Source organism: Geodermatophilus sp. DSM 45219 (assembly GCF_900104025.1).
Taxonomy (GTDB): domain Bacteria; phylum Actinomycetota; class Actinomycetes; order Mycobacteriales; family Geodermatophilaceae; genus Geodermatophilus.
In genome coordinates, this window is the sequence record NZ_FNIQ01000001.1 from 151848 (window position 1) to 173689 (window position 21842).

Consider the following 21842-nt stretch of genomic DNA (forward strand, 5'->3'; position numbering starts at 1 on the left):
GCAGGACCCGGCTGTGGCCTGGGGCCCCGGGTCGGCGGCGGGCGTCCTCGCGGGAGCGCCCGCCGCCGGGGCTCAGTGGGGAACCGGGTGGTGGCACACGGCTTCGAGGTTGATCCCGTGCGGGTCGTCCACGAACCCGCCGTAGTAGTCGGTGTGGTACTCGCGGCGCACCGCGGGTGCCTCGCGGACGGTCGCGCCCGCGGCCAGGGCCGCGTCGTAGAAGACGTGCACCTCCTCGCGCGTGTCGACGGTGAAGGCCAGGTGCGTGTTCGTGCCGACCGTCCCGCGGTCGACGAGCCAGAAGTACGGCTTGACCCGGGCCAGGCCGAAGCCGGTCATGGCCGGCCGGCCGGTGACGGGGTCCGGCGGGATCTCGAGCATCTTCGTGATGCCGATGGAGGCCAGCGTGGGTTCGTAGAACCGCACGGCCGCCGCCAGGTCGGGGACGGCGATGTTCAGGTGGTCGATGCGGGAGCCGGAGCGATCGGTCATGGGCGTCACGGTGACCGCGGAAGCGGCCACCGGGTGTCCGCCTCGTGCCGCAACCTGGAGCCGTGTCCTCGACGTCCGCGCGCCTGCTCACGCTGCTGTCCCTGCTGGGTGCGCGTCCGAGGTGGGCGGGTGCGGAGCTGTCCGACCGGCTCGGCATCAGCACCCGCACCCTGCGCCGGGACGTCGAGGACCTGCGCGGACTGGGCTACCCGATCTCGGTCCTCAAGGGGCCGAACGGGGGCTACCGGCTCGGCACGGGCGGCCGGCTCCCGCCGCTCCTGCTCGACGACGAGCAGGCGGTCGCGGTGGCCGTCGCCCTCCAGACCACCCCCACGAGCGTGTCCGGCATCGACGATGCGGTGGCCCGGGCCCTGACGAGCCTCAAGCAGGTGATGCCCGCCCGGCTGCGCGCCGAGGCCGACGCCCTCCACCTGACCACCATCCGCAACTACTGGGAGTTCCCGGCGCCACCGATCCCGTCGGCCACCCTGAGGACGGTCGGTCACGCCGTCCGGAACCGGCATCTCCTGCGGTTCGACCAGCTCACCCCCGACGGGCGCCGCCCCGACCCCGGCGACCCCGACTTCGCGCCTCCGGTGCGGGCCGAGGCCCACCACCTGGTGGTGTGGGCGGGGCGCTGGTACCTCGTCGCCTACGTGCCCGGGGAGGAGGCCTGGCGCGTCTACCGCGTCGAGCGGATCCACCCGCACGCCCCCACGGGGGTCGGCTTCGAGCCGCGCCCGCTCCCCGCCCCCGACGTGACGAGCTACGTCATGGCCACGTACGACCGCGGGGACACCCCGGCCCGGTGGCAGTGCACCGGCACCGTGGTGATGGACCTGCCCGCCGACGTCGTGGCCCGCTGGGCTCCCGGCGGCTCCGTCGTCGAGTTCGTCGACACCACCCGGAGCCGGCTCACCCTCGGCGCCTGGTCCTGGGCCGGGATCGCCGGGCTGCTCGCCACCTTCGACGCCGACATCAGCGACGTCCGACCCGCCGAGCTGAGGGACGCCTGCCGGACGATCGCCGACCGCTACGCGCGGGCGAGCAGGTGACGAGGCGTCACCGCGGGAACGCCTCCCGGAGGGCCGTCCTCGACTCCGCCCCGACCGGACACACCGCCTCCTCGGCCCACCCCCTGGCCGTTCGGCTGGAGGCGGGACCGGACGTGTCGAGAACCCGGGGGACGCCGTGCCACGCGGGCCGGCGGTCGCCACCGCAGCCGCGCTCCACCGAGAGCCCCCGTCACCGGAGGACACCCACCCCGTGTTCCGTTGCAGAGCGCAGGCACCAGCGCCCGACCCTCAGCCCCCGTCCCGGCCGCCGGCGCCGTACACGGACGACGCGTACCTGGCGCTCCAGACGATCGCTCCGCTCGCGAACAACGCCGACACCAAGATCGGGCTGCTGGCGGCTGCGCTCGCCATCCTGGCCGGCGGGGCCGTCCGGCAGCGGACGAAGGTGGCAGCCCTCTGGCTCGGCGACCTCGGCGTGCGCGAGGTGGTGGCCCTGGGGCTGCTGACCGTCTGCGCGACCGCCCTGGTCGCAGCCGGCCTGTGGCTCTTCCGGGCGCTGAGGCCCCGGCTCACCAGCGGGCAGCCCAGCCGGTTCGCCTTCCCCCACCTGGCCGACGCCGATCTCGACGAGCTGGTCGCTGCCTCACCGGCGCAGGCACGGCGGGAGGCGTGGATCCAGGCGCAGTCCATCTCGGTCATCGTGCGGGCGAAGTACCGGCACTTCAGCAGAGCGCTGCAGGCGAGCATCGTCTCCGGAGCGGCCTTCGTCGGCTGGCTGCTCGTCGTCCCCACGCCCTAGCCGACACGGGGTCCGACTCGTCCAAGGCTCCCCGACGACTGACGGTGTGGCGACTGGGACGCGTGCGATGCCCGGGTTCCCGCCGGGCCCGTGGTCCGCCGATGGAGCGGGCATGCGCGCCAGCCACGTCGCCACCGCCCTCGCCGCCTTCCTCGCCGGGTCGTCCGCCGCCACGGCCCTGCACCGCCGCGCCGCCCGCCCGGCCCCGACCGCCACCCCACTCCCCGCCGCGCCGGTCGACGAGCAGGACGCCGTCGTCCTGCCCTTCCCGCGACCCGTGGCCGAGCAGCCGGCTGCTGCCGCTCCGGCCCGCTGCGGCGACAGCGGCGGCCTGACCAAGGCGGGCGCGCCGTGCGGTGCCCGGGCCACTGCCGGTGGCCGGTGCCACCACCACCCGCTGGCCGCCTGAGACCTCCCCGCGGGGACGTCCCCACCGGGGCGGACCTGCGACGACCGTCGGACCGGGCGGCTGGAGCCGTGGCGACAGTGTGCGCGGATGCGCAGTGATCGGCGCGAACCCTGCGCATCCGCGCACGCTGTCGCCTGGTCAGCGGGAGCAGTAGCGCGGGTGCGGGCCGGATCGCCGTGGCCCGGGACCGTGCCACACGTCCCCGACCCAGCCCGTGCCGGTGTCGTATCCGACCGACGGTGCGGGTTGGCGCGCCACCTGGTGGGTAGCTGCGGGCGACGGCCGTCGACACGGCGGCCCGGTCACCCACGACAGGAAGCAGCCATGACACTGCCCGATCGGGACGCGGCGAGGGACTGGATCGGCCGGGCGGTGGTCGACCGCGACGGCGCCGAGATCGGGGTCTGCGCCGCCCTGCTGGCCGACGAGGCCACCGGGCTGCCGGAGTGGATGTACGCCGAGCGCGGCGAGGAGACCGTGGTGGTCCCGCTGCTCGACGCCACCGGGAGCGGTGACCGGGTGCAGGTCACGGTCACCCGGGCCGACGCAGACGGCGCGCCGCGGTTCGGTTCATCCCGCGAGCTGACCCAGGACCAGGAGGCGGAGCTCTACCGGCACTACGGGATCGAGTACTCGAAGGCCACCTCCGACAGCCTCCTGCCGGCCGCCGAGCCGGCCGTCGCCGCACCGACGGAGCCCGAGCCCGCTGCGGCCGGGTCGCCCGTCGCGGTGACCACCGAGCCCGCGCCGACACCGGGTGCGACCGCCGACGAGCGCGCGACGGGCGGCGCCGCGCAGCGCGGTCGCGGGGTGGCGGCCGCCGTGGCGGTGCTCGCGGCTCTCGCGGCTGCCGTCGCGGGCGTGCGCCTGCGACGGGGGTCGAGCCTCGGGTGGGCGCGCCTGCTGCGACGCGGGGCTCCCCCGCCGCCGACGGTCGCGCAGCGCGCCCTCGCCGGCGCGGCTGCCGCCCGCGCTCGAGCCGTCCAGGCCGCCGCGGCGGCCGGGCCGGTGGCGGAGGCCTCGACCCGCCTGGCACGGCGGGGAGCGAGCGCAGGTGTGGAGTCGGCCCGCCGCACGGCCGTGGACGTCGCCCGGCGGGGTCGCGCGGCGTCGACGGCGGCGAGGAGCTACACCGACGAGGCCGCGGCTCGCCTCCTGCCGGTGGTGTCCACGACCGGGCAGGCGGCCTGGCGTGCCGTCCGCACCGGGACGGACACGGCCCTGCGGGCCAGCGATGCGGCCACCCTGGCCGTCGCGGGAGCCGTGCCGCGGGTGGCCGCGGGCATCGTCGGTGCCGGACGGACGGGCCTGCGTGCCGTGCTCACCGTGGGCGCGGCAGCCGAGGCGGTGCCCGAGGTGGTCGCCGAGACCGGTGAACGACTGGAGAAGGGCTGGAGGAGAGTCATGGGCAGGTTGTCGCTGGGGCTCGGGTTCGGTGTGGGGTACGTGCTGGGTGCGCGCGCCGGCCGGGACCGGTACGAGCAGATCAAGCAGGCCGCGGCCGGGTTGATGGAGCGGCCGGAGGTGCAGCAGGCGCTGGAGCAGGCCCGGGCCGCCGCTCCCGGTCCCCTGCAGAGCAGCATCGACAAGCTGACCGGGGGTGGGTCGGGGCGGCACAGCGCCGAGACGGTCGACATCGACGGGGTCGACGTCGTCGTGGCGCCGCCCCCGCCGGTGGCCGGGACGGGTGGGCCGGTCGGGACGGACGCCCCGCTGCCGGACCCGTTGATCCCGCCCACCAAGTCGTCGGGCACCGACTCCCCCGGACGGCCGTGACGACGGCGTAGCCGGAGCGGCCACTGCGGGTCCCGACCTCCGTCCACACACCGGTGCCGGTGAGCTGTGCGCTCACCGGCACCGGCGTGTGGTCGTCACCCTGAGGGCTCGCGCCGGGGCGCGCCCGGGCTCAGCGGTAGACGAGTGTGCCGTCGTCGAGGTCGGCCTTAGGGAGCAGTTCCATCTCCTGCGCGTGCTCCAGCATGTGGGTCCACGGCTCCCGGTCGCCCTGCTTGAAGAGGGCGTGCTGCGAGCGCAGGACGTACCCGGCGTTGAAGTTCTCCGGGTCCGACCACGGCCGGATCTGCATGTCGGCGTCCTCCGGCCGGAGGGTCGGGACGACCATGGTCGCGCCCTTCGTCTCCATGCTCTCGAACAGCCGGCAGACCAGGTCGCTGACGAGGTCGGCGCGCAGTGTCCAGCTGTGCCGGAAGTAGCCGAAGACGTATGCCATGTTCGGGATCCCGCTGATCATGATGCCCCGCCAGGTGATGCGTTCGGCGAAGTCGACCGGCTCGCCGTCCACGGCGAACGGGATGTCGCCGAAGGCCGACAGGTTGAACCCGGTGGCGGTGACGACGACGTCGGCCGGGACCTCCTCGCCGGAGCTGACCCGGATCCCCGCCTCGGTGAACGTCTCGATGGTGTCGGTGACGATCGAGGCCTTCCCCTCGCGCAGTGCCGCGAACAGGTCGCCCTCCGGGACGATCGCGATGCGCTGCTGCCACGGGCGGTAGCGGGGGGTGAAGTGCTTCTCGACGTCGAAGCCCTCGGGCAGCAGCGGCTTCATGGACTCCATGAGGTACGTGTGCAGCTCGTCGGGCGCCTCGTGCGACATGCGCGCCAGCTCGTTGAACTCGCCTGCGTAGGCGCGCCGGAGGATCTCGTGCGTCCAGTCCTCGGGGATGTCCAGCTGGCGCAGCGTCACCGCGAGCTCGTGCGTCAGGGGCGGGGCGAGGAAGTAGGAAGGCGAGCGCTGCAGCATCGTCACGTGCTCCGCCTCCTGCGCGATCGCCGGGATCAGCGTCGCGGCCGTGGACCCCGACCCGATGACGACGACGCGCTTGCCGGCGAGGTCGAGGTCCTGGGGCCACTGCTGGGGGTGGATGACCTGGCCCTGGAACCGGTCCATGCCCTCCCACCGCGGCTGGTAGGGCTTGGTGTGGTTGTAGTAGCCCTGGCACATCCACAGGAAGTCGGTGGTGAAGCGCAGCTGCTCGTCGGTGTCGCCGCGGGTGACCTCCACGGTCCACCGGCGGTCCTCGGTGGACCAGCCGGCCGCGGTGACCCGGTGGTGGTAGCGGATGTGCTGGGCGAGATCGTCCTCCTCGATGACCTCGTCGAGGTAGTTGAGGATCTCCTCCCCCGCGGCGATCGACGGGCCGCGCCAGGGCTTGAAGCGGTAGCCGTAGGTGAACAGGTCGCTGTCGGAGCGCACACCCGGGTACCGGTGGGTCCACCAGGTGCCGCCGCGGTTGTCCTGCGCGTCCAGGAGGACGAAGGACCGGTCGGGGAACTGCTCCTGCAGGTGGTGCGCGGCGCCGATCCCGGAGACTCCCGCCCCGACGATGAGGACGTCGACGTGCTGGGTCCCGGACCCCCCGCCGCGTGACTCCTGGACGGTTGTCGATTCGGTGATCGTCGTCATGCCGGACCTCCAGTGCGGGAAGTGACCTAAGTCACACTAGCGCCCGGTGGAGGTTGCCACGGAACCGGAGCGACCAGAAAGGACCGCCGGGGTGCGCCGGACGGACGGCGGAGGTGCGGCGATCCAGGACGGCCGTGTCCATGCCCGACCCCGTCACCGAGCAGGCCGGAGGACGGCGTGCCGGCACGTCCGCGTCCTCGCTGTCCTCACGGTGGGCCCACAGCCGTGGAGGGGCCGGCCGTTGACCGACCGGTCCCTCCACAGCTCGTCAGGAGAGCGGGTGCCCGGAGAGGAAGTCCTGCACCAGGGGCAGGAACTCCTCGGCGCGCTCGACGCCGAGGGCGTGGCTGGAGCCCGGGCCGGTGAACAGGTGCCACTGCGCGCCGGGGATCGAGTCGGCCACCTTCCGGCCCTGCCACGGCGGGGTGAGCAGGTCCTGCTCGCCGGCGATGACGAGGGTGGGCGCGGTGATGTCGCCGAGCCGGTCGAGGGTGTCGTGGGCCAGGTCGGCGTCCCACTGCTCGGCGGTGGTCCGGATCTGCTGCTCGGTGCTCGGGAACAGCGGCAGCAGCTGCTCGACCAGCTCGCCGAACTCCGGGCTGTCGAGCAGCTGCGGCGAGAAGGCGATGCCCAGGGCCCCGAGCGCGGCCTCCATGTCGCCGGTGCGCCACGGGTGCGCCAGACCCGTGATGACCGCACGCTGGAAGCCGTCGGTGCGGCCCCAGGTGCAGTAGAGGACGAGCGAGGCGACCCGCTCCGGAGCGGCCAGGGCGAGCTCCTGCGCGATGGCGCTGCCCAGGGAGTAACCGAGGACGTGCGCCCGCTCGATCTCGAGCGCCTCGAGCAGCGCCCGGGCGTCCGCCGCCAGCGAGGCGACGCTGATCTTCCCCGCCCCTCGCTCCGACCCGCCCATGCCGCGCAGGTCGTAGGTGACCACGCGGTGGCGGCTCGCCAGGACCGGCGCGAGTTCGGCCCAGAAGCCCAGCGACTGGGTCGTCCCGTTGATGATCAGCAGCGGTTCGCCCTCGCCGTACTCCTGGACGGCGACGGAGATGTCGCCGACCTGGACGGTCCGTTGCGGGTGCGTGGTGGGAGTGGTCACGGCGTCTCCATCGCTGTTCGTGGGAGGGGAAACGGGGCGTGAGCACACCACAGGGACAAGCCGTCCCGGAAGGGCGCCGGCGCGACCGGGCAGCGGGCCACAGCGTGTCGGGAACCGGCTGCCGGCGACACGACCTGGGCCTCCGTCCACGTTCCCGCGGGAAGGCCCCGTCTGCCGCCGCCACCGGAACGGTGTGTGCGGATGCGCAGTCCTCGCGAGGAGGACTGCGCATCCGCACACAGGTCGGTCCGGGTCGACCGGTGCGCTGACGGGCGTGCCCGTCAGCGCAGGCGCAGCCCCCGACGCAACTCCTCCGGGCTGACGTTGATCTGGAAGTGCATCGCGTCCTTGACCGACCTCCACCGCCCGCCCCAGGTGATGGCCTGCAGGCCGTCCACCGTCGTGATGGCCTCGACCACGGCGACCTGCCGGGGGATGAACGCCGTGTCGGCGAGACGCGCCCGCACCTCAGCACACCGCTGTTCCTGGGTCGGCTGCGTCGAGAAGCGGACGAGGGGCTGGTCAGGGGTCACGCGATAGGGGTTGCAGGGCGGGTCGATGTCAGTGGCGATGCCGTAGGCGTGCAGCGAGGGCGCGGACCCGCCGGTGATCGACCGGTTGTTGAAGTTCCACACGCTGCGCGGCCGGTACCCGGTGGCGGTGAGCGCCCGCTCCAGCGCGCGCCATGCGTCGACGGTGTACGGGTGTACTGGCGTGGCGGGCAGGCCGAACAGCCGCAGTGGGACCATCGGGACGGTCTTGCCACCGAGGTGCTCGGCCCAGGCCCGGCGCAGCCACGTCGTGGAGCGGACGACGGGGACGGCGGCCGGCGGCCCGACCGGCCCGGGTGAGTACGCCGCTTGCAGCGCCGGGCGCACGAGGCCGTCCCGGATGCGCTTCCACTCCTGCGCCAGGGACCTCTCGTGCGGGGCGATCGGCCTCCCCCGCCGCTCGGGATGCGCCGCGGAGAAGACCAGGTCGGTCAGGGCGTTCTCGTCGCGGGTCCCGAGAGCGATCGCCCCCGCGATCGCCTGCGGCCAGCGCCGCTGGGCCAGGGCGGTGCGCACCTGCTGGTCCAGGCCCGGGGCGGGGCCCCGGCGCTCCCGCTCCTCCTGGGCCGCCTCCCAGGCCGCGTCCGCCTCCGGTGGCACGGCCGTGGTCGCGGGCAGGGGTGCAGCAGCGCCCCTCCCGGCGAAGCCTGGCCTGCGGCTGCCCTCCCCCGAGCGCAGAGGGTCCGGACGGGCCCCGCCGTAGAAGTAGCGGGCACCGATCCGACGCCGTGCCGGCCGACCGTCCCGATGACGGGTCAGCCGCGCGAGGTGGTAGTGCGGGCGCGGCCGAGGGTCGTGCACGACGGTCCATCCCGGTCCGAGGGCCCGGGCCCGGCGCACCGCCCAGGCCCGCGCCTGGGACTCCGCGGCGTACCAGTGGTCTTCCCGGCCGGGCACGCCTGCCATCCCGGCTCTCCCTCCGCCGTGCAGGGCGGGTCCCTCTCCCGTCAGGGACGGCTGGCGCATGGCGACTCCTCCCCGGTGTCCGCGCTTGCCTGTCGGCTATCCGAGCGCCAGGTCGCGCCGCCGGTCGGACCGCACCGCCGCCACCGGGCGCGGCCGCCGGTCGTGGGCCGGCAGGGCCGCGACCTGCGGAGCCCGCCGGTCGGCGACCACGCCGATGGCCTGAGCGCTGGTCAGCCACTCCTCGGAGTGCTCGGCGACCTGGAGCAGCAGCGCCTCGAACTCGGTCCTGCCGGTCTGCAGGACGTGCGCCTGGGCGAGCCAGCGGAGGATCTCCCGGCCGGTGACGGCCATGCGCTGTCGTGGCGAGGTCATCAGCGGCTCGTGGAAGTAGCGCGTGAGGACCTCCTCGATCACGTCCCACGCGTTGTCGGCCCCGAAGACCCGCTTCACGTCGTCGGAGTCGAGGATGCGGAAGGCCTCCTCGAGCAGCTGCATGACCTCGACCCGGAGGACGTTGATGTTGCCGTAGGACACGAACTTCAGGTTGTTGCGCAGGTCGAGGCCGGCCCGCCGCACCACCGCGATGCTGCCGAAGGTCGGGTCGTTGGCGCGGTCGCGGATCACGTCCGAGATGCGCTTGTCCCGCCAGTACTGCGCGACGTGCCGGTTGAACAGCGTGAACAGCGGGTGGAACTCGCGGTTGGGACGAGCGTCGCCCAGCGGCGCCTTGGCCCCGTAGCCGAACGCGCGCCGGTAGGCGGCCGCCCGCTCGTGCCGGGTCCCCCGCAGGACCTCGCGACGGTCGAACTGGTAGAGCCCGTACGCACCCGGTCCCGACGACAGCCGGACGGCGCCGTTGCGGAAGAGCTCCCGCAGCTTGCGCACGACGCGGAAGACCCCGACGCGTTCGTGCTGGTAGATGTAGTAGAGGTCGCCGATCGCGATGATGCGTTCGGACGTGACCGTCTCGTCGTAGCCCTCGACCCCCTGGGGGATGCGCGTCTGCCCGAACTGCCGCGCCGCCTCCGGGCCGATCCCGACGAGTTGGGCCAGGCCGCTGTCTGGCGGGGCCGGAGCGGCGCTGTCGGCGTCCGCCGCCTGACGCATGTAGTCGTCGATCTGGCCCACGAGGGCATCGGCCAGTCGGGGGGTCTCCAGCAGGTCCACCCCGAGCTGGTCGATCGCCTCCTGCCGCAGCTGGGCAAACCGGTCCAGGAGTGCCTGGTACTGCGCCTCGGTCGCCATCAGAACACCTCCACCCGGCCTGCATGCCTGCCATTCGGGTCGGCCTGGGCCAGCTTGCAGTCGAAGATCAGCACGTACCGCCGGTCATCACGGGCGACGCCGGAGTAGTTGTGGGGGAATCCCCGGGGATAGTCCAGCCGCCCGTCACCCCGGCCCTCGAACACGGTGAACTGCACCGTCCCGGTCCCGGGGGGCAGGTACAGGGGCCCCATGCGGTACAGGTGCTCGTCGCACCTCGCCATGTCGATCTCCTCGGACCACCTCTCGTTGGCGTCCGAGTTCCACGTCACGAAGAACCGCCCGCAGGGGCGACAGTCGCTGGCCCCCTCGGCCAGGGCGAGCAGGTGCCGCTCGAGCGCGCGCAGGGCCTCTTGCACCGACAACGCGCCGAGCCCCAGTCCGTCGTCCGGCTCGTTGAAGACGATGGCTCCCTCGACCAGGCGGCGAAGTCGGCGCGCCCCCGACTCCAATGCCCCGGTGATCGCGAGGCGGCCCCCGTCCTTCACCAGCCGCGGGCCCTCCTGAGTCGCGAAGTCCTCGGTCCACTCGAGCAGGTCCTCCAGCAGGATGCGCTCGGTCTCGGAGACCCGGATCGACCGCGTACGTCGTTCGTCGGCGTCGATGAGCACGGCATCGAGGGCGGCGCGAAGCTCTCCGACAGAGCCGGCCACGACGGCCAACCTGCGTTCGAGCTGGACCAGCTGGATGCCGAGGAACGCCGAGGCGCCGGCCTGGTCGAACGATCCCTTGTCGCGCTCCCAGTTGGTGCGCAGCGAGGCCAGGTCGTCGGTGATGATGCGGAAGTTGGTGAGCTGTTGCTCCTCCCCGGCGACGTTGACCCGCCCGGCCGGAGCGTTCCCCTCGAGGCCGAGGACCGAACGCAGTCGGCCCAGCTCGCCATCGACCAGGTCGGGGTCGGTCACCAACGGGCTCTCGCCCAGGAGCACCTCCCACAGCTGGTCGACCCGTGAGACCCGTGGCCCACCCAGTCGACCGAGCTCCACGACCAGCTCACGGAACTCCGTCGCGATCACGCTCCTCGTGGCCGCCGCGATCTCCTCGTCCGCGTCCTCGATCAGCGGTTCGAGCCCCTCCAGCAGCGGGAGCGAGCGGTTGAGCGCTTCGGTGGCCCGCACGTGCAGGCTGGCCTGGGCACCGACCACACCGCCGTCGAGCTCGCTGTGGAAGCTGGCGATGCCCGGCTTGTGGCGGTAGAGCACCCGTCCGTGCTGCTCGTAGGGCTCGAACGCGTGCTCCAGCGCGGTGAGGACGCCGTCGATCCGGGCCGGCTTCCGGCGCCAGCCCAGCACGTCACCGATGGCACCCTCCACGGCGTCCTTGAGGTCGCCGGTGCCGCGCTCCTCCCGCTCCCGGGTGGCGGTGGCCGCCGTGGTCCTCACCGGATAGGTCAGGAACTGGCGCACCGCCTGGAGGAGGTCGTCGTTCTGGTTCCGGCCGTTCCTCAGTGGCTGGTTCATCCCGCCCTCCCCGGCGTCTGTACGTAGACCGGCCCGATGGGGGCGCGGTCAGCGAGCTCCTGCCAGCACCGGCACTGCGCCTCCTGGACCGCGGCGACCCGCGGCCGACAGCGGTCGATGCCCTGCCGGACCACCCGCACCCAGGCCGGCCACTCGCCGCCGCGTTGCCGCAGCGCCGCGACCGGTTCCAGTGCCTCGTAGGAGACGACGTCGTCCCGGTAGCGGTCGGCGAGCACGGTCAGCGCCATCTGCGCCGCCGCCAACTGGCGTTGGGCACCGACCAGGTCGAGCCGCTGCGCGGCCTCTGCAGCGAGCAGTGCGCTGTGGTGAGCCTCCTCGGCACGCCCGTCCAGGTCGTCCACGGCCCTCCCGAGCCGGTCGACGACCGACAGGTCTGCCGGTGCGTCCTCGCTCAGCGTCAGGCCCAGCGAGCGGATCTCGGCCCGGAGCTGCCGGCAGCCCTCGGTGAGCTCGGCGACCGCGGTGGGGACACTCATCGCGCTCACCGTCGGGCGAGGTCGCGGTAGAAGTGGCGGGTGATGACCTCGGGCGGGGCGAGCCGGCGGTCGAAGGCCAGCCGGGCGGCCCCGATGAGGAACCGCTCCGGCAGGATGCCGGGGTCGATCCCGCGAGCCAGGCGTCTGGCCGCCTCCTCGATCATCTGCTGCTCCTTCGGAGCGAAGCGGATCACCTGGGCCAGCGACCGACGTCCGAGCGTCTCGTACGGCCGGAAGCACATGGTGTCGACGACGAGGCGCACGGCGTCGTCCGCCGACTCCAGCATCGCCTTCGGATAGGGGGCCGCGCGCCGGCCGTACGTGCGCCGCCACGCCTTGCGGGAGCCGTCGGCGTCCTCGGGGAACCCCATCCGCGACAGCAGCTCGGCACTGACGAACAGCCGCAGCCACGGCGTCGGGTGCACCGCGGTCGGGTTGTACGTCCACACACTCGCCGGCGCGCGGGCCAGGATGTCCATCAGCGAGGCGACGACGGCGGGGCCGCCCAGGAGCAGGCCGCACAGGTCGGCGAAGGTCTCCCTGTTCCACCGGCGCCACACCCGGGCGACCTCCGGCGGGTGCCCCGCCTCCGCCAGCCTCCGCTCGAGCGTCTCCGGGACGACGCGGGCGAGGCCGAGCTCGTTCTGCAAGTTGTGGCTGACCTCGTGGAGCACCGCCCCGAGCGTCCAGGGGTTCACCAGCCGGTGGTAGGGCAGCTGGATCTGCGGGAAGGGGTTGCGCTGGAAACCCAGCCGCCGCAGCCGGACGTCCCTCCGGAACGTGGCCGGGGTGGGGCCGGCCTCCATGCAGCTCATGGGCGCCGGCTGGGGGACCGACTTGGCGGTGCCGAGCCCCAGGAAAGCGTCCTGGTAGCAGTCGAGGGCGATCCGGTCGCAGCCGAGGAGCCACTCGCCGAACCTCCCCTGCCGCTGACCGAAGAAGCCCATGTAGAAGTCCCAGATCCGCTCCACGGCCCGCACGTGCTCGTGCGCGACCTCCCCGGCCGTGACCAGCTGCCGCAGCCGCTCGGGACTCGGGTCGGCCTGCGCCCGGGCGGCGATGGCGGCGACCCGCCGGTTGAGCGTCAGCAGCGGCTCGCGCAGCCGGGTGATGAGCGCGTTGACCGCCTCCACGTGTCCCTGCGTGGGTGCGGCGTGCCCGGTGCCGAACTCCTCACGGGTGAAGGGGCGCAGGGCCAGGGCGTGGCGTTCGAGGTTGCGGGTCTGCGCGCTGGTCCACCGCCCGAGGACCGCCGGGGACCGCGGCGGCGACGGGCGGGGGTCGCTGCTCCGCCCGCGCTGCGTCACCGCTGCGGCTGGCGCGCTCATGACCACGCTCCCTGACTGGACCCGGTGGGGTGCTCCTCAGCACCGGCACCAGCGCTGTCCGTTGACGACGATCGACCGGCCCGGGACGGCGGCCGGACGACCCGGCCCCACGCGGTTGGCCTGCTGGGCCCGCCGCCGCGCCTCCGCGATCCACGCCCGGTCGGCTTGCCGGGACCGCTGGACCACCCGGCGGCGCCGGCGCGGATCGCGCAGCGCCCGGGAGGCGTGGTGTGCGAAGCGACGCGTCACGAGGTCCAGGGAGACCGGGGCCCCTCGCGAGTACCGCCCCGCCACGTCGGCCGTCGTGCGGCGCACGACGTGCGGGAGCGCCTGGACGTACGGCCTGGCCGCCGGGCTGTTCCACAGCTGCCGGCCGACCTGCACCGCACGCTTCGTCAGCTCGGGGACCCACCGGGCCGCCGCGGGGGCGAGCCGGGCCGCCAGTGCGGGCAGTGCACCGAGGAATGCCTCCGCCTCCGACTCGGACTCCGTCTGCGCGGCCATGGCCGCCAGGTGCTCCATGAGCCGGATCTCGGCCGCCGGGGACGACGCGGACTCGAACTCGGGGTCGCCGAAGTACTCGTCCTCCGGGTCGCCGTAGAGCTCGAGCTCCTGGTCGGCCGGGAGGAGGTCCTCCATCATGATCGACATCGCTGCGCCTCCTCGGAGGGTGTCAGCCGGTCAGCGCGCCGCGGCGGGCGCGCGGGAGCTGGGTCACGCGGCGGACGGCCCGCTGGTTGCGCTGTGCGGCGCGGGCGGCCACCGTCGGCTGGGTCAGGGCACGGCGGGTCTGCGTCTGGACGACGCGGCCGACGGTGCTCCTGGTCACCGGCTGCCCGCGACGCGCGCGGCGCACCAGCGGCCGGACGGTCGCGCGGGTCACCGCCGTGGGCAGGATCGTGACGATCGGCTGGGTCCCCTGCCGGCGCCGCGCCATGCGGGTGAGGATGCTGTTGACCTGCACCAGTTTGGGCACGATGTCGGGGACCAGACGCTGCAGCACGGCCTGCTCGCGCGGGGTGATCATCATGACCGTCGCCGCCCCGATCAGCGCCTCCGCCTCGTGGGTCGAGGGCGTCCGGGCGGCCGCCGCGGCCATCGTCTGGGCGATCGCCTCGTTCTTCGTGATGGGTGCGGCCGGGGACTCGTCCTCGTACTCCAGCTCGTACTCGAGCTCGTCCTCGTACTCCCCCTCGTACTCGCCCTCGCGGCGACGGACCCGCCTGCGGCGGCGGCCGAACAGGCCGCTGATGGCGCTCATGGCGCCTGGCAGGAACTTGGCTGCCAGGGGCAACGCCTTGGCCGCGAGCGGCGCCGCCGCGGCGAGCAGCGGCAGGAACTGCTCGTCCTCGTACTCGCCCTGACCCGCGGGGGTCGCGCCGAGGACCTCGTCCTCGAACTCGTCCTCGAGCTCGAACTCGTCCTCGAACTCACCTTCGCCGAGGCCGAGCGCACCGCCGAGGCCCTTGAGCAGTCCTCCGAGGAAGTCCTCGCCTTCGTCCTCGAACTCGTCCTCGTACTCGCCGAGCGGGCTCTCCGTCGACGGCTCGCCGAACAACTCGTCCTCGAACTCGTCCTCGGGCTCGCCCGCCAGTTCCGGATCGAGTGCCTCGAACCCGACCGCGCCGTCCTGCGAAACGCTCATGAGGCCCTCCCTCATCGTGCATTCCTGGCTGCCCGAGACTAGGGAGAGCCCGGATTCCGGCCCATTCACACGTTCCTGGGTCGCGCGTTCCCACGTCGCTCGGATGCGGGACGCCGGCCGCCGTCGGCGAAGAGCCGGGCGACCATGGCAGCCCGGGAGTTCACCTCCAACTTCTGGAAGACGCGACGGAGATGGGTCCCGACCGTCCACTCGCTGATGTCGAGGACCGACGCGATCATCCGGTTCGTGCACCCGCGGGCGACCATGCGGACGATCTCCTCCTCGCGCGGGCTGAGCGAGACCCCCGCGGGCTGCGCGGGTTCGTCCAGCACGACGACCTGGCAGCTCAGCCCGTCGACGTCGAACCGGACGAGGACCTCGCCGTCCGCGCCGGACCGGAGGTGCAGCAGCGCGCGGACGACGCGGCGCAGCTCCGGCACGGCCGCGGCCGTCGGGTCCTCTGCCCCGGGATGCCCTCCCGGCGCCTCTGCCGCGTCCGTCTCGACCGCACCCTGGGCGATCCGGGACTCCGCTGTCCGGCTGGCTCCTGCGGTCGCTCGCACCCCGGCCTCCGCTCCCCCTGGGTCCGGTCGAACGGCGCCGACGGTATCCCGCGTGTAATGCGACCTCGCGTCACACGTATTCGGGACCCGCGAGGGTCCTGATCTCCGGCGACCATTCCGGCTGCATTCCTCGAGACACGCGGAATGAGGTGCAGCGCAGTTCCCAGGAAGACCGTGGACGCAGCCCCCTGCGCCCCACACCCACCGGATCACCCGGCTCGATCCCGGCCGGCGCGACCGCCCGCTCGGAGAGGATGCACGCCAGCCGTCACCGGTACGTCACCACCACGTCACGGCTCCCGTGTGCCGCGAGCGCGCGGGCGGTCGCCGTCCCGCTCCGAGCCACGACCACCAGAGGACGGCGACAGGGATCAGCACCGGTTGGTCCACCAGGACGGCGAGCCTCACCGCTGACGGCTGCCCTCCTCGAGGACCTGAGCGCCACGATCCCGCCGACCGCCGACGTCGTCGGCTCCCTCCGTGCAGGAGAAGACGGGGTGGGCCCGTACGGCCGACAGGTCATCCATGATCGGCGGGAACAGGGCTCGCCCGTCATCGTGGTCGTCCGCGTCAGTGGACGACCACCAGTGGTGCCGACCGTGTCATCTGACTCCTGTGGCGACCGGACCGGCGGACACCCGGGGGTAGGACGGTTCACCGCTCTTCAGGAAGAGTGACCCGCGTTCTCGGCTTGGAAGGACGATCGACCCCCGCTCGGCGGAATGTGCTCGGCGTCGCCGGGGACGAGCTCGTCGGCGACCTGATGGATCAGATGGATGGCACCGAAGGCTTCGACGTGGAGGTCGAAGACCCGATCACGAAGGCGCCTGCCGTGCAGATACTCCCGGTGGCCACCCTCATCTGACGGGCGGTCGACGTCGGGCAGCGCGTGGAACGGCCTCAGCCGTCGACGTACAGGAGCACGTCCCCGTTCGACTCCGGATCGGCGCGATCGGTGTTCAGACGTTGAAGCGGAACGTCCCCGGCGTGATTGAGCGATCTTGGACATGACTGGAAAGCCCGGCTGACCTGCATGTATGTGGTTGGGCGGTAGTGGTCGTCGACGGACTGAATTGACAGTCTTGTGGACTGAGTGTGGACTGACGTCCACGAGCTCGGGCGTGTCGCAGCCGACGAACTGCGCCGACGTAAAGGGCTTCATGGCTCCGGCTGAGGTGCACCGATCGCGGCTCGGCGGGGCTCCGCCCGGAGCGGCCCCAACCGCACCTCTCGGCAACCGACGCAGCCGGCACGCTGACCCGGACGGGTAGCGGTCCACCGACGCTGGACCCATCACCCGAGGTTCTCGATATCCTGCTGATCATGAGCTCCGCCGACGGATGGGACCTGACCGTCCCGGAGGACGCAGCCGAGCTCCTCGCCGAGCTGCGCCGCCACGGCGTGCGGCCCGGTCAGCGCCTGCACGTGGTGCAGGCTGCGGACGCCCCGACCCAGCTACCGGACAGCGCCCCTGCACCGCCGGAGCGCCGCGAGCTGGACTTCATTAGATCGGTCCACGGCGGTCCTGACGACCTGTCCATCCGGACCGAAGAGTGCCTCCGGCGCGGCTTCGGCCGCGAGTGATCCTCTTCCGACACCAACTTCCTCGTCGCTGCTGCCCGGACCGGAGACGTCGACCACCACCTCGCGGTGCAGCTGCTCAACACCATGATCGAACCGCCACCGGTCACGCCCACCGTGGTCGCCGAATGCTGCTACCTCCTCGGCGAGTGGGGTGGCCCGGACGCCGAGGTCCAGTTCCCACGGGGACTTCCGGCTCGGCCGCCTACGGTTTGACCGAACTGACCGACACTAATGCCGTTCGTATGGCCGACCTCCCCGAGCGTTACGCCGGCCTCGGCAAGGAGCACGCCCGGCACTTCAAGCGGAAGTCGTCGAGCCGGACCTTCCGCCGCCGCAGCCTGAGCTCTCCCACTGACCAGAACACTGCCACCTCACAGAAGGGCTGGCGGCGCCAGCGTTCGCGTCCGGCCTTCACGCACTTGCGAGTGGAGCTGCTCATCCATACGTCCTGCTGACCTGCGGGCTCTACCCGTTGGTCACCGGTGTCCGGCCGCTTCGGCGCGCTGGTGCTCGATCCAGGCGTGGAGGTCCTCGCGGCGGTAGAGGACGCGGCGGCCGAGGCGGAAGCTGTGCGGGCCGGTGCCTTGGTGTCGCCAGTACCGGAGGGTGGCGACCGGTGCGCGCAGGAGGTCGGCGGCTTCGGTGATGGTGAGCAGGTCGGGCTGGCTGCCGGTGGGCTGGGTCATGGCGGACTCCGGATCTGGTCGGCTGGTGAGGGGCCGTACGCCTGTAGAAGGCGTGGTTTTCGGCCGTTTGGTGACAGCTCACAGCCATGTTTTTCAGGTTCCTTCCGTTGTCCTCCGGTACTCCTCCCGGTCCTCCGGTACTTCTCCTGTGTTCCTCCTGCCGATCCTGCGGCCGCTCACCGGAGATGCTGCGCGCGGTCAGCACCCGAACGAGGGGCCGACCTCACGACCGCTGGCGGGAAGGTCGTGGTGCCCTGGCCTCGGGCCGCCGATCCAGGCCGCGGCAGGCGCCGGCCGACGGGGGCTCGACCGGGACTGCCGGCGGTCGGCGGCTCGGGCGGCGCGCCAGGCGTCGCGCTCTGTGGCGAGCCGGCCGGCCGGCTGGGCGGCCAGAGCGGGTTCGGCCTGCAGTTCGGTGATGCGCGTCCGTGCGGCGGCTAGCCCGTGCTGGTCGGCGGCGATGTGGCGGCCGAGGTCGGCCAGTCTGCCCGCGGGGTCCGGGTTGCGGCCCAGGGCGCCGAACGAGCTCAGCTCGTCATCGCGCCGGCGGGCGGCGTCGGCCAGCGCGCGTCGCGCCCGCTCGTGCTCGTGGCGGGTGGCATCGGCGGCCGCGCGCAGGACCCCGTGCTCGGGGTGGGCGGCCTCGGCGGTGCGGCGGGCGGCGGCGTCGAAGGCCCGCCACAGCGCCGGCCGGTCATCGGACCGGTCGGCGTACTGGGCGAGCCGGCCGGGGTCGGCGGGTAGCTGCGGCAGGTAGGGGCGCCATCGGTCGGCCCAGTCGCCGAGCTGTCCGCTGGCGTGGGTGACGGCGGCCCGCCGCAGCCACAGCCGCCCCGGACCGTCGAGCACGGCCCGGGCCGCGGCGCGGGCTGCGTCGCGGTCGTCGTCCCAGCGGCCGAGCAGGTCTTCGCGGACCCGGTCGGTCTCCGCCGTCACCGCTCGGCCACTGACCTCGACCTGCTGGGTGGCCCGTTCAGCGATAAGGGCCGCCGTCCGGCACTGGACCTCGAGGGCTGTGATCCGGTCGGCGTGGCCGGCGGCCAGCGGGACGACCTCGGCCAGCCGGTCACGCGTTGGCTGCAGCAGGGCCAGCCGGGTCTGGCAGTCGTGCTCGGCTGTCCACGCCTGGTGCAGCTCGGTGAGGACCTGCTCGAGCGGGCGGGGTGCGGCGTAGCAGGCGACCTCGGCGGCGGCCAGTCGCGCGGCGTGCGCAGGGCCGTGGTCGGCCCGGTCGCGGCCGAAGGCGGCGATCCACTGCTGCCGCGCCTCAACGAGGTCGGCGGCGACCAGGTGAGCGGTGTTGGCGGCCCGGCCGCGGGTCATCCCGACGTAGGCAGCGGCGGCCCCGGTGTGCTCACCGATCACGAGATGCGCCGCCTGGACGGTGTCGCCCTGCACCCCGTGCGCGGTGCTGGCGTAGGCCAGCTCCGTATGGGAGTTGACGTAGTCCGCGGGCAACACTCGCCCTCGCATGGGCGGGGTGACACCGGCCGGGGTGACGTTGGCGGCTGGGGTGACGTCCCCGGCGGTGGGGGTGACAGTGAGCCGGCCGTCGTCGTGGACGGCGGCGACGGTCCAGGTGTCACGGTTGGCCACGCCAAGGGTGCGGTCGTTGCGGCGGGTGGCGATCCGGTCGCCGGCGCCGATCCGCTGCCCTGCCCCCGTGACCGCGACCTGGGCGTCGTCGACGCAGCCGTCGGCGACCAGCCAGTCGCGGATGGCGGCACCCGCCTCGGCGGCCTGCTCGCGGGTGTCGACCACCACCGCCACCCGCTGGCTCTCGCGGTGATGGGCGGCGGTAGCCGTGGCCAGCGCCTGCTGCAGCGCGGCGGCATCGGGATGCAGCCGGATCTGGCCGCGGGCGACCAGCGCGTCGAACACGCCGGCGGGGTCGGCACCGGAGCGCATGGCCAAGCTCAGCTCGGCGTAGGCGGCATCGGGCACCCGATGCCCGGCCTGATCGATGCGGGTGAACCGGTGCACCACGTCCAGGGTCAGGTGAGCGGCCGGGTCGACCTGCCCGGCGGCCAGGTCCAGCACGCCGCCACGGCCGACCGCGGCCAACTGGTGCCGGTCGCCGACCAGCGCCACCCGCACCGCGCACTCGTCGGCGACGGTGAGCAGCGCCCGGGCGGTGTCCTGGTCGAGCATCCCGGCCTCGTCCACCACCAGCAGGTCCTTCGGCCGCAGCCGGGCACTCTGCGCCGGGCCGACGTAGACGCCGCCGGTGAGCGGGTCGGCGTCGCCGGCGCCCAGCCGGGTCCAGGCCCCGTCGTCAGTCCACCGCCAGCCGTGCTGGTGGGCCAGCCACGCCGCCGACCCCGCGGCGGTGCCGACCTCGGCGGCGGCGACCTTGGCCGCCTTCAGCGTCGGGGTCACCACCATCAACCGGCGGTCTCGCGCCTCCAGCAGGGTGCGGGTGGCGGCCAGCAGGGTGGTCTTGCCCGCCCCAGCCGCACCCTCCACCACGACCAGCTGCGCGCCACCGGCCAGCGAGGCGGCCGCCGCCGCCTGACCGGCGTCCAGCCGCGCGAGCGCGGACAGCGGCAACTCCGGCTCGTGCCGACGATCGGCCGCAGGATGAGCGCGTCGGGCGGCGAGCCGGTCGACCAGGTCGGCCTCGACGTCGAGCACCGACTGAGAGGTCCACGCCCGGACGTGCTCAGGGACATCGGTTCCGTCGCGGTCGAGCAGTGGCACACACCGCGCCATCGCCCGCGCGGTGAGGTCCTCGGCCAGCTCCACCCGGACCGCTGCGTCGACGACGATGCCCTCGGCGGCGATCAGCTGCTCGACCTCCCCGCGGACGTCGCCCAAGTTCCACGCCGACCGGCCGGCGGCCAGCCGGGACAACACGGTGACGACGACAGCGTCGCGGTCCAGCCCGCCGATCGAGGCTGGCGTCAGGTCGACGGGGACGTCGGGGTCGCGATAGCCCGAGGCGGTCAGCTCGCCCACCCAGCGGGCGGTGAGGTCCTCGCCCGGTTGCGGGGTGACCTTGTCCGGGCGGCCCTCCGCCCAGGCTCGCCTGTCCCAGGTCTGCCGCAGGACCGGCCCTGGTGTCTGGCCAGGGTGCGCGGCGGTCCATTCTCGTTCGTAGCGGTCCAGGTTGCGGCTGATCTGCGCCGCCCGGGCGCTGAAGGCACCCACGTACTCGGCCAACTCCTGTACTTCTCCGGTGCCGTCCAGGGTGTAGCCGTGCGCGGCCAGTGCAGCCCGAAACTGCGGGTTGGTGACCACCGCGGCGTGCCCGATCCCGTTGATCGCCCCCAGCGAGTCCCGCACGCCCACGGTGTGCAGCCCCCGCCACCTCCCGGCGGCGAACACTCGGGCGTTGACCTGCAGGTGCAGGTGCCGGTGCGGATCCCCAGCGCGGGAGGTGTAGTGCCGCACCGTCACGGCCTCCAGCACCTCGACGGGCACCTGCAGCTGCCCACCGCGGGGCCCAACGCGGGTGGTGGCGTGCTCCGCCAGCCAGCCGACGATCTGGGTGGCGGCCCGGTCCTGCGCGGCGTCGTAGGCCGCGGCGACGTCGGGGTGCAGCGCGGCGGCCAGCGACCAGGACTTGGGCCCATTGACCACCACCTCGACGAACCGCACGGCGCGGTCATCGGTGCGCAGCCACCCGCGGGCTGTTTCGGTGTCGGGGTCCACGCCGGCCACCCACGCCTCATAGGCGTCGCCGGCCAACGCGGCGAGCTCAGCCACCCTCCCGCCGGAGGCGGTGTAACGCCGCGCGATACCGGTGCCCTCGGCGAGGTAGTAGTCATCGGCTCGACCCCGGCCGGCCTCCACGTAGTGGCGGGCCGCCGAAGCAGCCCCGGCGTAGATCTTCATTCCGCCATGCATTCTCAACGCCACCCAACAATGACCAACACGCCACCCCCAGAAACGGCAGTGGGCCCCGCGAAGCGGGCCCGGACTACCCCTATGGGTAGCATGCGTACCGTTCTCTAGTAAATGAGTGAGTGTCGATTGTCGACGTCGACAGGTGCGAGTTGTCGACTAGAGCGATTGTGAAATTGGATGAGCGATGGCTATTGGTGGCTCCGAAAGAGCTTGACGGGCATCAGCACAAGGATGGCGCCTCGAAGGTCCACGGAAGCAGGAGCACACG

At 73.2% G+C, this 21842-nt stretch carries 19 protein-coding genes; 6 read left to right on the plus strand and 13 right to left on the minus strand.

What is annotated here, in order from left to right:
* Positions 1-72: 72 nt before the first annotated feature.
* On the minus strand, positions 73-492 hold the full coding sequence (locus BLR12_RS00780) for a VOC family protein (RefSeq protein ID WP_091374151.1): 420 nt from the start codon (positions 490-492) through the stop codon (positions 73-75).
* Between the two features lie 62 nt (positions 493-554).
* Between BLR12_RS00780 and BLR12_RS00785 the strand changes: the two genes are divergently transcribed.
* The 4 genes from BLR12_RS00785 (at position 555) to BLR12_RS00800 (ending at position 4492) form a co-directional block, all read left to right on the plus strand.
* A complete protein-coding gene (locus BLR12_RS00785) occupies positions 555-1547 on the plus strand; it encodes a helix-turn-helix transcriptional regulator (protein ID WP_091372168.1) in 993 nt (330 codons plus the stop codon).
* Between the two features lie 211 nt (positions 1548-1758).
* Positions 1759-2307, plus strand: coding sequence for a Pycsar system effector family protein (locus BLR12_RS00790; RefSeq protein ID WP_091372171.1), 549 nt, complete (start codon positions 1759-1761; stop codon positions 2305-2307).
* Positions 2308-2419: 112 nt separating this feature from the next.
* The gene (locus BLR12_RS00795; RefSeq protein ID WP_091372173.1) at positions 2420-2716 is read left to right on the plus strand and encodes a hypothetical protein; all 297 of its coding nucleotides are present in this window, start codon (positions 2420-2422) and stop codon (positions 2714-2716) included.
* 324 nt (positions 2717-3040) lie between these two features.
* A complete protein-coding gene (locus BLR12_RS00800; RefSeq protein WP_091372176.1) occupies positions 3041-4492 on the plus strand; it encodes a hypothetical protein in 1452 nt (483 codons plus the stop codon).
* Positions 4493-4622: 130 nt separating this feature from the next.
* Here the strand turns inward: BLR12_RS00800 and BLR12_RS00805 are convergent, their stop codons facing one another.
* The 10 genes from BLR12_RS00805 to BLR12_RS24785 all read right to left on the minus strand — a co-directional run bounded on the left by BLR12_RS00805 (position 4623) and on the right by BLR12_RS24785 (position 15332).
* Positions 4623-6140, minus strand: coding sequence for a flavin-containing monooxygenase (locus BLR12_RS00805; protein WP_091372178.1), 1518 nt, complete (start codon positions 6138-6140; stop codon positions 4623-4625).
* 268 nt (positions 6141-6408) lie between these two features.
* Positions 6409-7242: an alpha/beta fold hydrolase gene (locus BLR12_RS00810; RefSeq protein WP_091372181.1), complete on the minus strand. Its 834-nt coding sequence runs from the start codon at positions 7240-7242 to the stop codon at positions 6409-6411.
* A 281-nt stretch (positions 7243-7523) separates the two neighbouring features.
* Complete coding sequence (locus tag BLR12_RS25465; protein ID WP_176832290.1) at positions 7524-8393, minus strand: M15 family metallopeptidase; 870 nt, start codon at positions 8391-8393, stop codon at positions 7524-7526.
* Positions 8394-8795: 402 nt separating this feature from the next.
* Positions 8796-9944, minus strand: coding sequence for a hypothetical protein (locus tag BLR12_RS00820; RefSeq protein WP_091372188.1), 1149 nt, complete (start codon positions 9942-9944; stop codon positions 8796-8798).
* Positions 9944-11422, minus strand: a complete 1479-nt coding sequence (locus BLR12_RS00825) for a hypothetical protein (protein ID WP_091372192.1) — start codon at positions 11420-11422, stop codon at positions 9944-9946. The genes BLR12_RS00820 and BLR12_RS00825 overlap by 1 nt, the downstream gene beginning before the upstream one ends.
* Positions 11419-11919, minus strand: coding sequence for a hypothetical protein (locus tag BLR12_RS00830; RefSeq protein ID WP_091372195.1), 501 nt, complete (start codon positions 11917-11919; stop codon positions 11419-11421). The genes BLR12_RS00825 and BLR12_RS00830 overlap by 4 nt, the downstream gene beginning before the upstream one ends.
* Before the next feature lie 5 nt (positions 11920-11924).
* On the minus strand, positions 11925-13247 hold the full coding sequence (locus BLR12_RS00835; protein ID WP_143018657.1) for a hypothetical protein: 1323 nt from the start codon (positions 13245-13247) through the stop codon (positions 11925-11927).
* A 36-nt stretch (positions 13248-13283) separates the two neighbouring features.
* Complete coding sequence (locus BLR12_RS00840) at positions 13284-13898, minus strand: hypothetical protein (protein WP_091372201.1); 615 nt, start codon at positions 13896-13898, stop codon at positions 13284-13286.
* A 22-nt stretch (positions 13899-13920) separates the two neighbouring features.
* Positions 13921-14892, minus strand: a complete 972-nt coding sequence (locus BLR12_RS00845; protein ID WP_091372204.1) for a hypothetical protein — start codon at positions 14890-14892, stop codon at positions 13921-13923.
* Between the two features lie 65 nt (positions 14893-14957).
* Positions 14958-15332 (minus strand): helix-turn-helix domain-containing protein, encoded by a 375-nt coding sequence (locus tag BLR12_RS24785; protein WP_218120491.1) that lies wholly within the window; start codon positions 15330-15332, stop codon positions 14958-14960.
* A 796-nt stretch (positions 15333-16128) separates the two neighbouring features.
* On the opposite strand from BLR12_RS24785, the gene BLR12_RS24195 reads away from it, so the two are divergent.
* Positions 16129-16320 (plus strand): hypothetical protein, encoded by a 192-nt coding sequence (locus BLR12_RS24195; protein ID WP_176832291.1) that lies wholly within the window; start codon positions 16129-16131, stop codon positions 16318-16320.
* A 458-nt stretch (positions 16321-16778) separates the two neighbouring features.
* Entirely contained in the window at positions 16779-17039 is a 261-nt protein-coding gene (locus BLR12_RS00855; protein ID WP_091372206.1) for a hypothetical protein, read from the plus strand.
* Positions 17040-17515: 476 nt separating this feature from the next.
* Here BLR12_RS00855 and BLR12_RS00860 read toward each other — a convergent pair whose 3' ends face one another.
* Complete coding sequence (locus BLR12_RS00860; RefSeq protein WP_091372209.1) at positions 17516-17725, minus strand: helix-turn-helix domain-containing protein; 210 nt, start codon at positions 17723-17725, stop codon at positions 17516-17518.
* A 198-nt stretch (positions 17726-17923) separates the two neighbouring features.
* A complete protein-coding gene (mobF, locus tag BLR12_RS00865; RefSeq protein ID WP_091372212.1) occupies positions 17924-21562 on the minus strand; it encodes a MobF family relaxase in 3639 nt (1212 codons plus the stop codon).
* Positions 21563-21842: the final 280 nt, after the last annotated feature.

Coding starts and splice junctions, on each gene's coding strand:
- mobF (WP_091372212.1), bottom strand. CDS start 21,562: ATGAAGATCTACGCCGGGGCTGCTTCGGCGGCCCGCCACTACGTGGAG.
- BLR12_RS00825 (WP_091372192.1), bottom strand. CDS start 11,422: ATGAACCAGCCACTGAGGAACGGCCGGAACCAGAACGACGACCTCCTC.
- BLR12_RS00845 (WP_091372204.1), bottom strand. CDS start 14,892: ATGAGCGTTTCGCAGGACGGCGCGGTCGGGTTCGAGGCACTCGATCCG.
- BLR12_RS00830 (WP_091372195.1), bottom strand. CDS start 11,919: ATGAGTGTCCCCACCGCGGTCGCCGAGCTCACCGAGGGCTGCCGGCAG.
- BLR12_RS00800 (WP_091372176.1), top strand. CDS start 3,041: ATGACACTGCCCGATCGGGACGCGGCGAGGGACTGGATCGGCCGGGCG.
- BLR12_RS00795 (WP_091372173.1), top strand. CDS start 2,420: ATGCGCGCCAGCCACGTCGCCACCGCCCTCGCCGCCTTCCTCGCCGGG.
- BLR12_RS00780 (WP_091374151.1), bottom strand. CDS start 492: ATGACCGATCGCTCCGGCTCCCGCATCGACCACCTGAACATCGCCGTC.
- BLR12_RS00840 (WP_091372201.1), bottom strand. CDS start 13,898: ATGTCGATCATGATGGAGGACCTCCTCCCGGCCGACCAGGAGCTCGAG.
- BLR12_RS00805 (WP_091372178.1), bottom strand. CDS start 6,140: ATGACGACGATCACCGAATCGACAACCGTCCAGGAGTCACGCGGCGGG.
- BLR12_RS00860 (WP_091372209.1), bottom strand. CDS start 17,725: ATGACCCAGCCCACCGGCAGCCAGCCCGACCTGCTCACCATCACCGAA.
- BLR12_RS00820 (WP_091372188.1), bottom strand. CDS start 9,944: ATGGCGACCGAGGCGCAGTACCAGGCACTCCTGGACCGGTTTGCCCAG.
- BLR12_RS00835 (WP_143018657.1), bottom strand. CDS start 13,247: ATGAGCGCGCCAGCCGCAGCGGTGACGCAGCGCGGGCGGAGCAGCGAC.
- BLR12_RS00855 (WP_091372206.1), top strand. CDS start 16,779: ATGAGCTCCGCCGACGGATGGGACCTGACCGTCCCGGAGGACGCAGCC.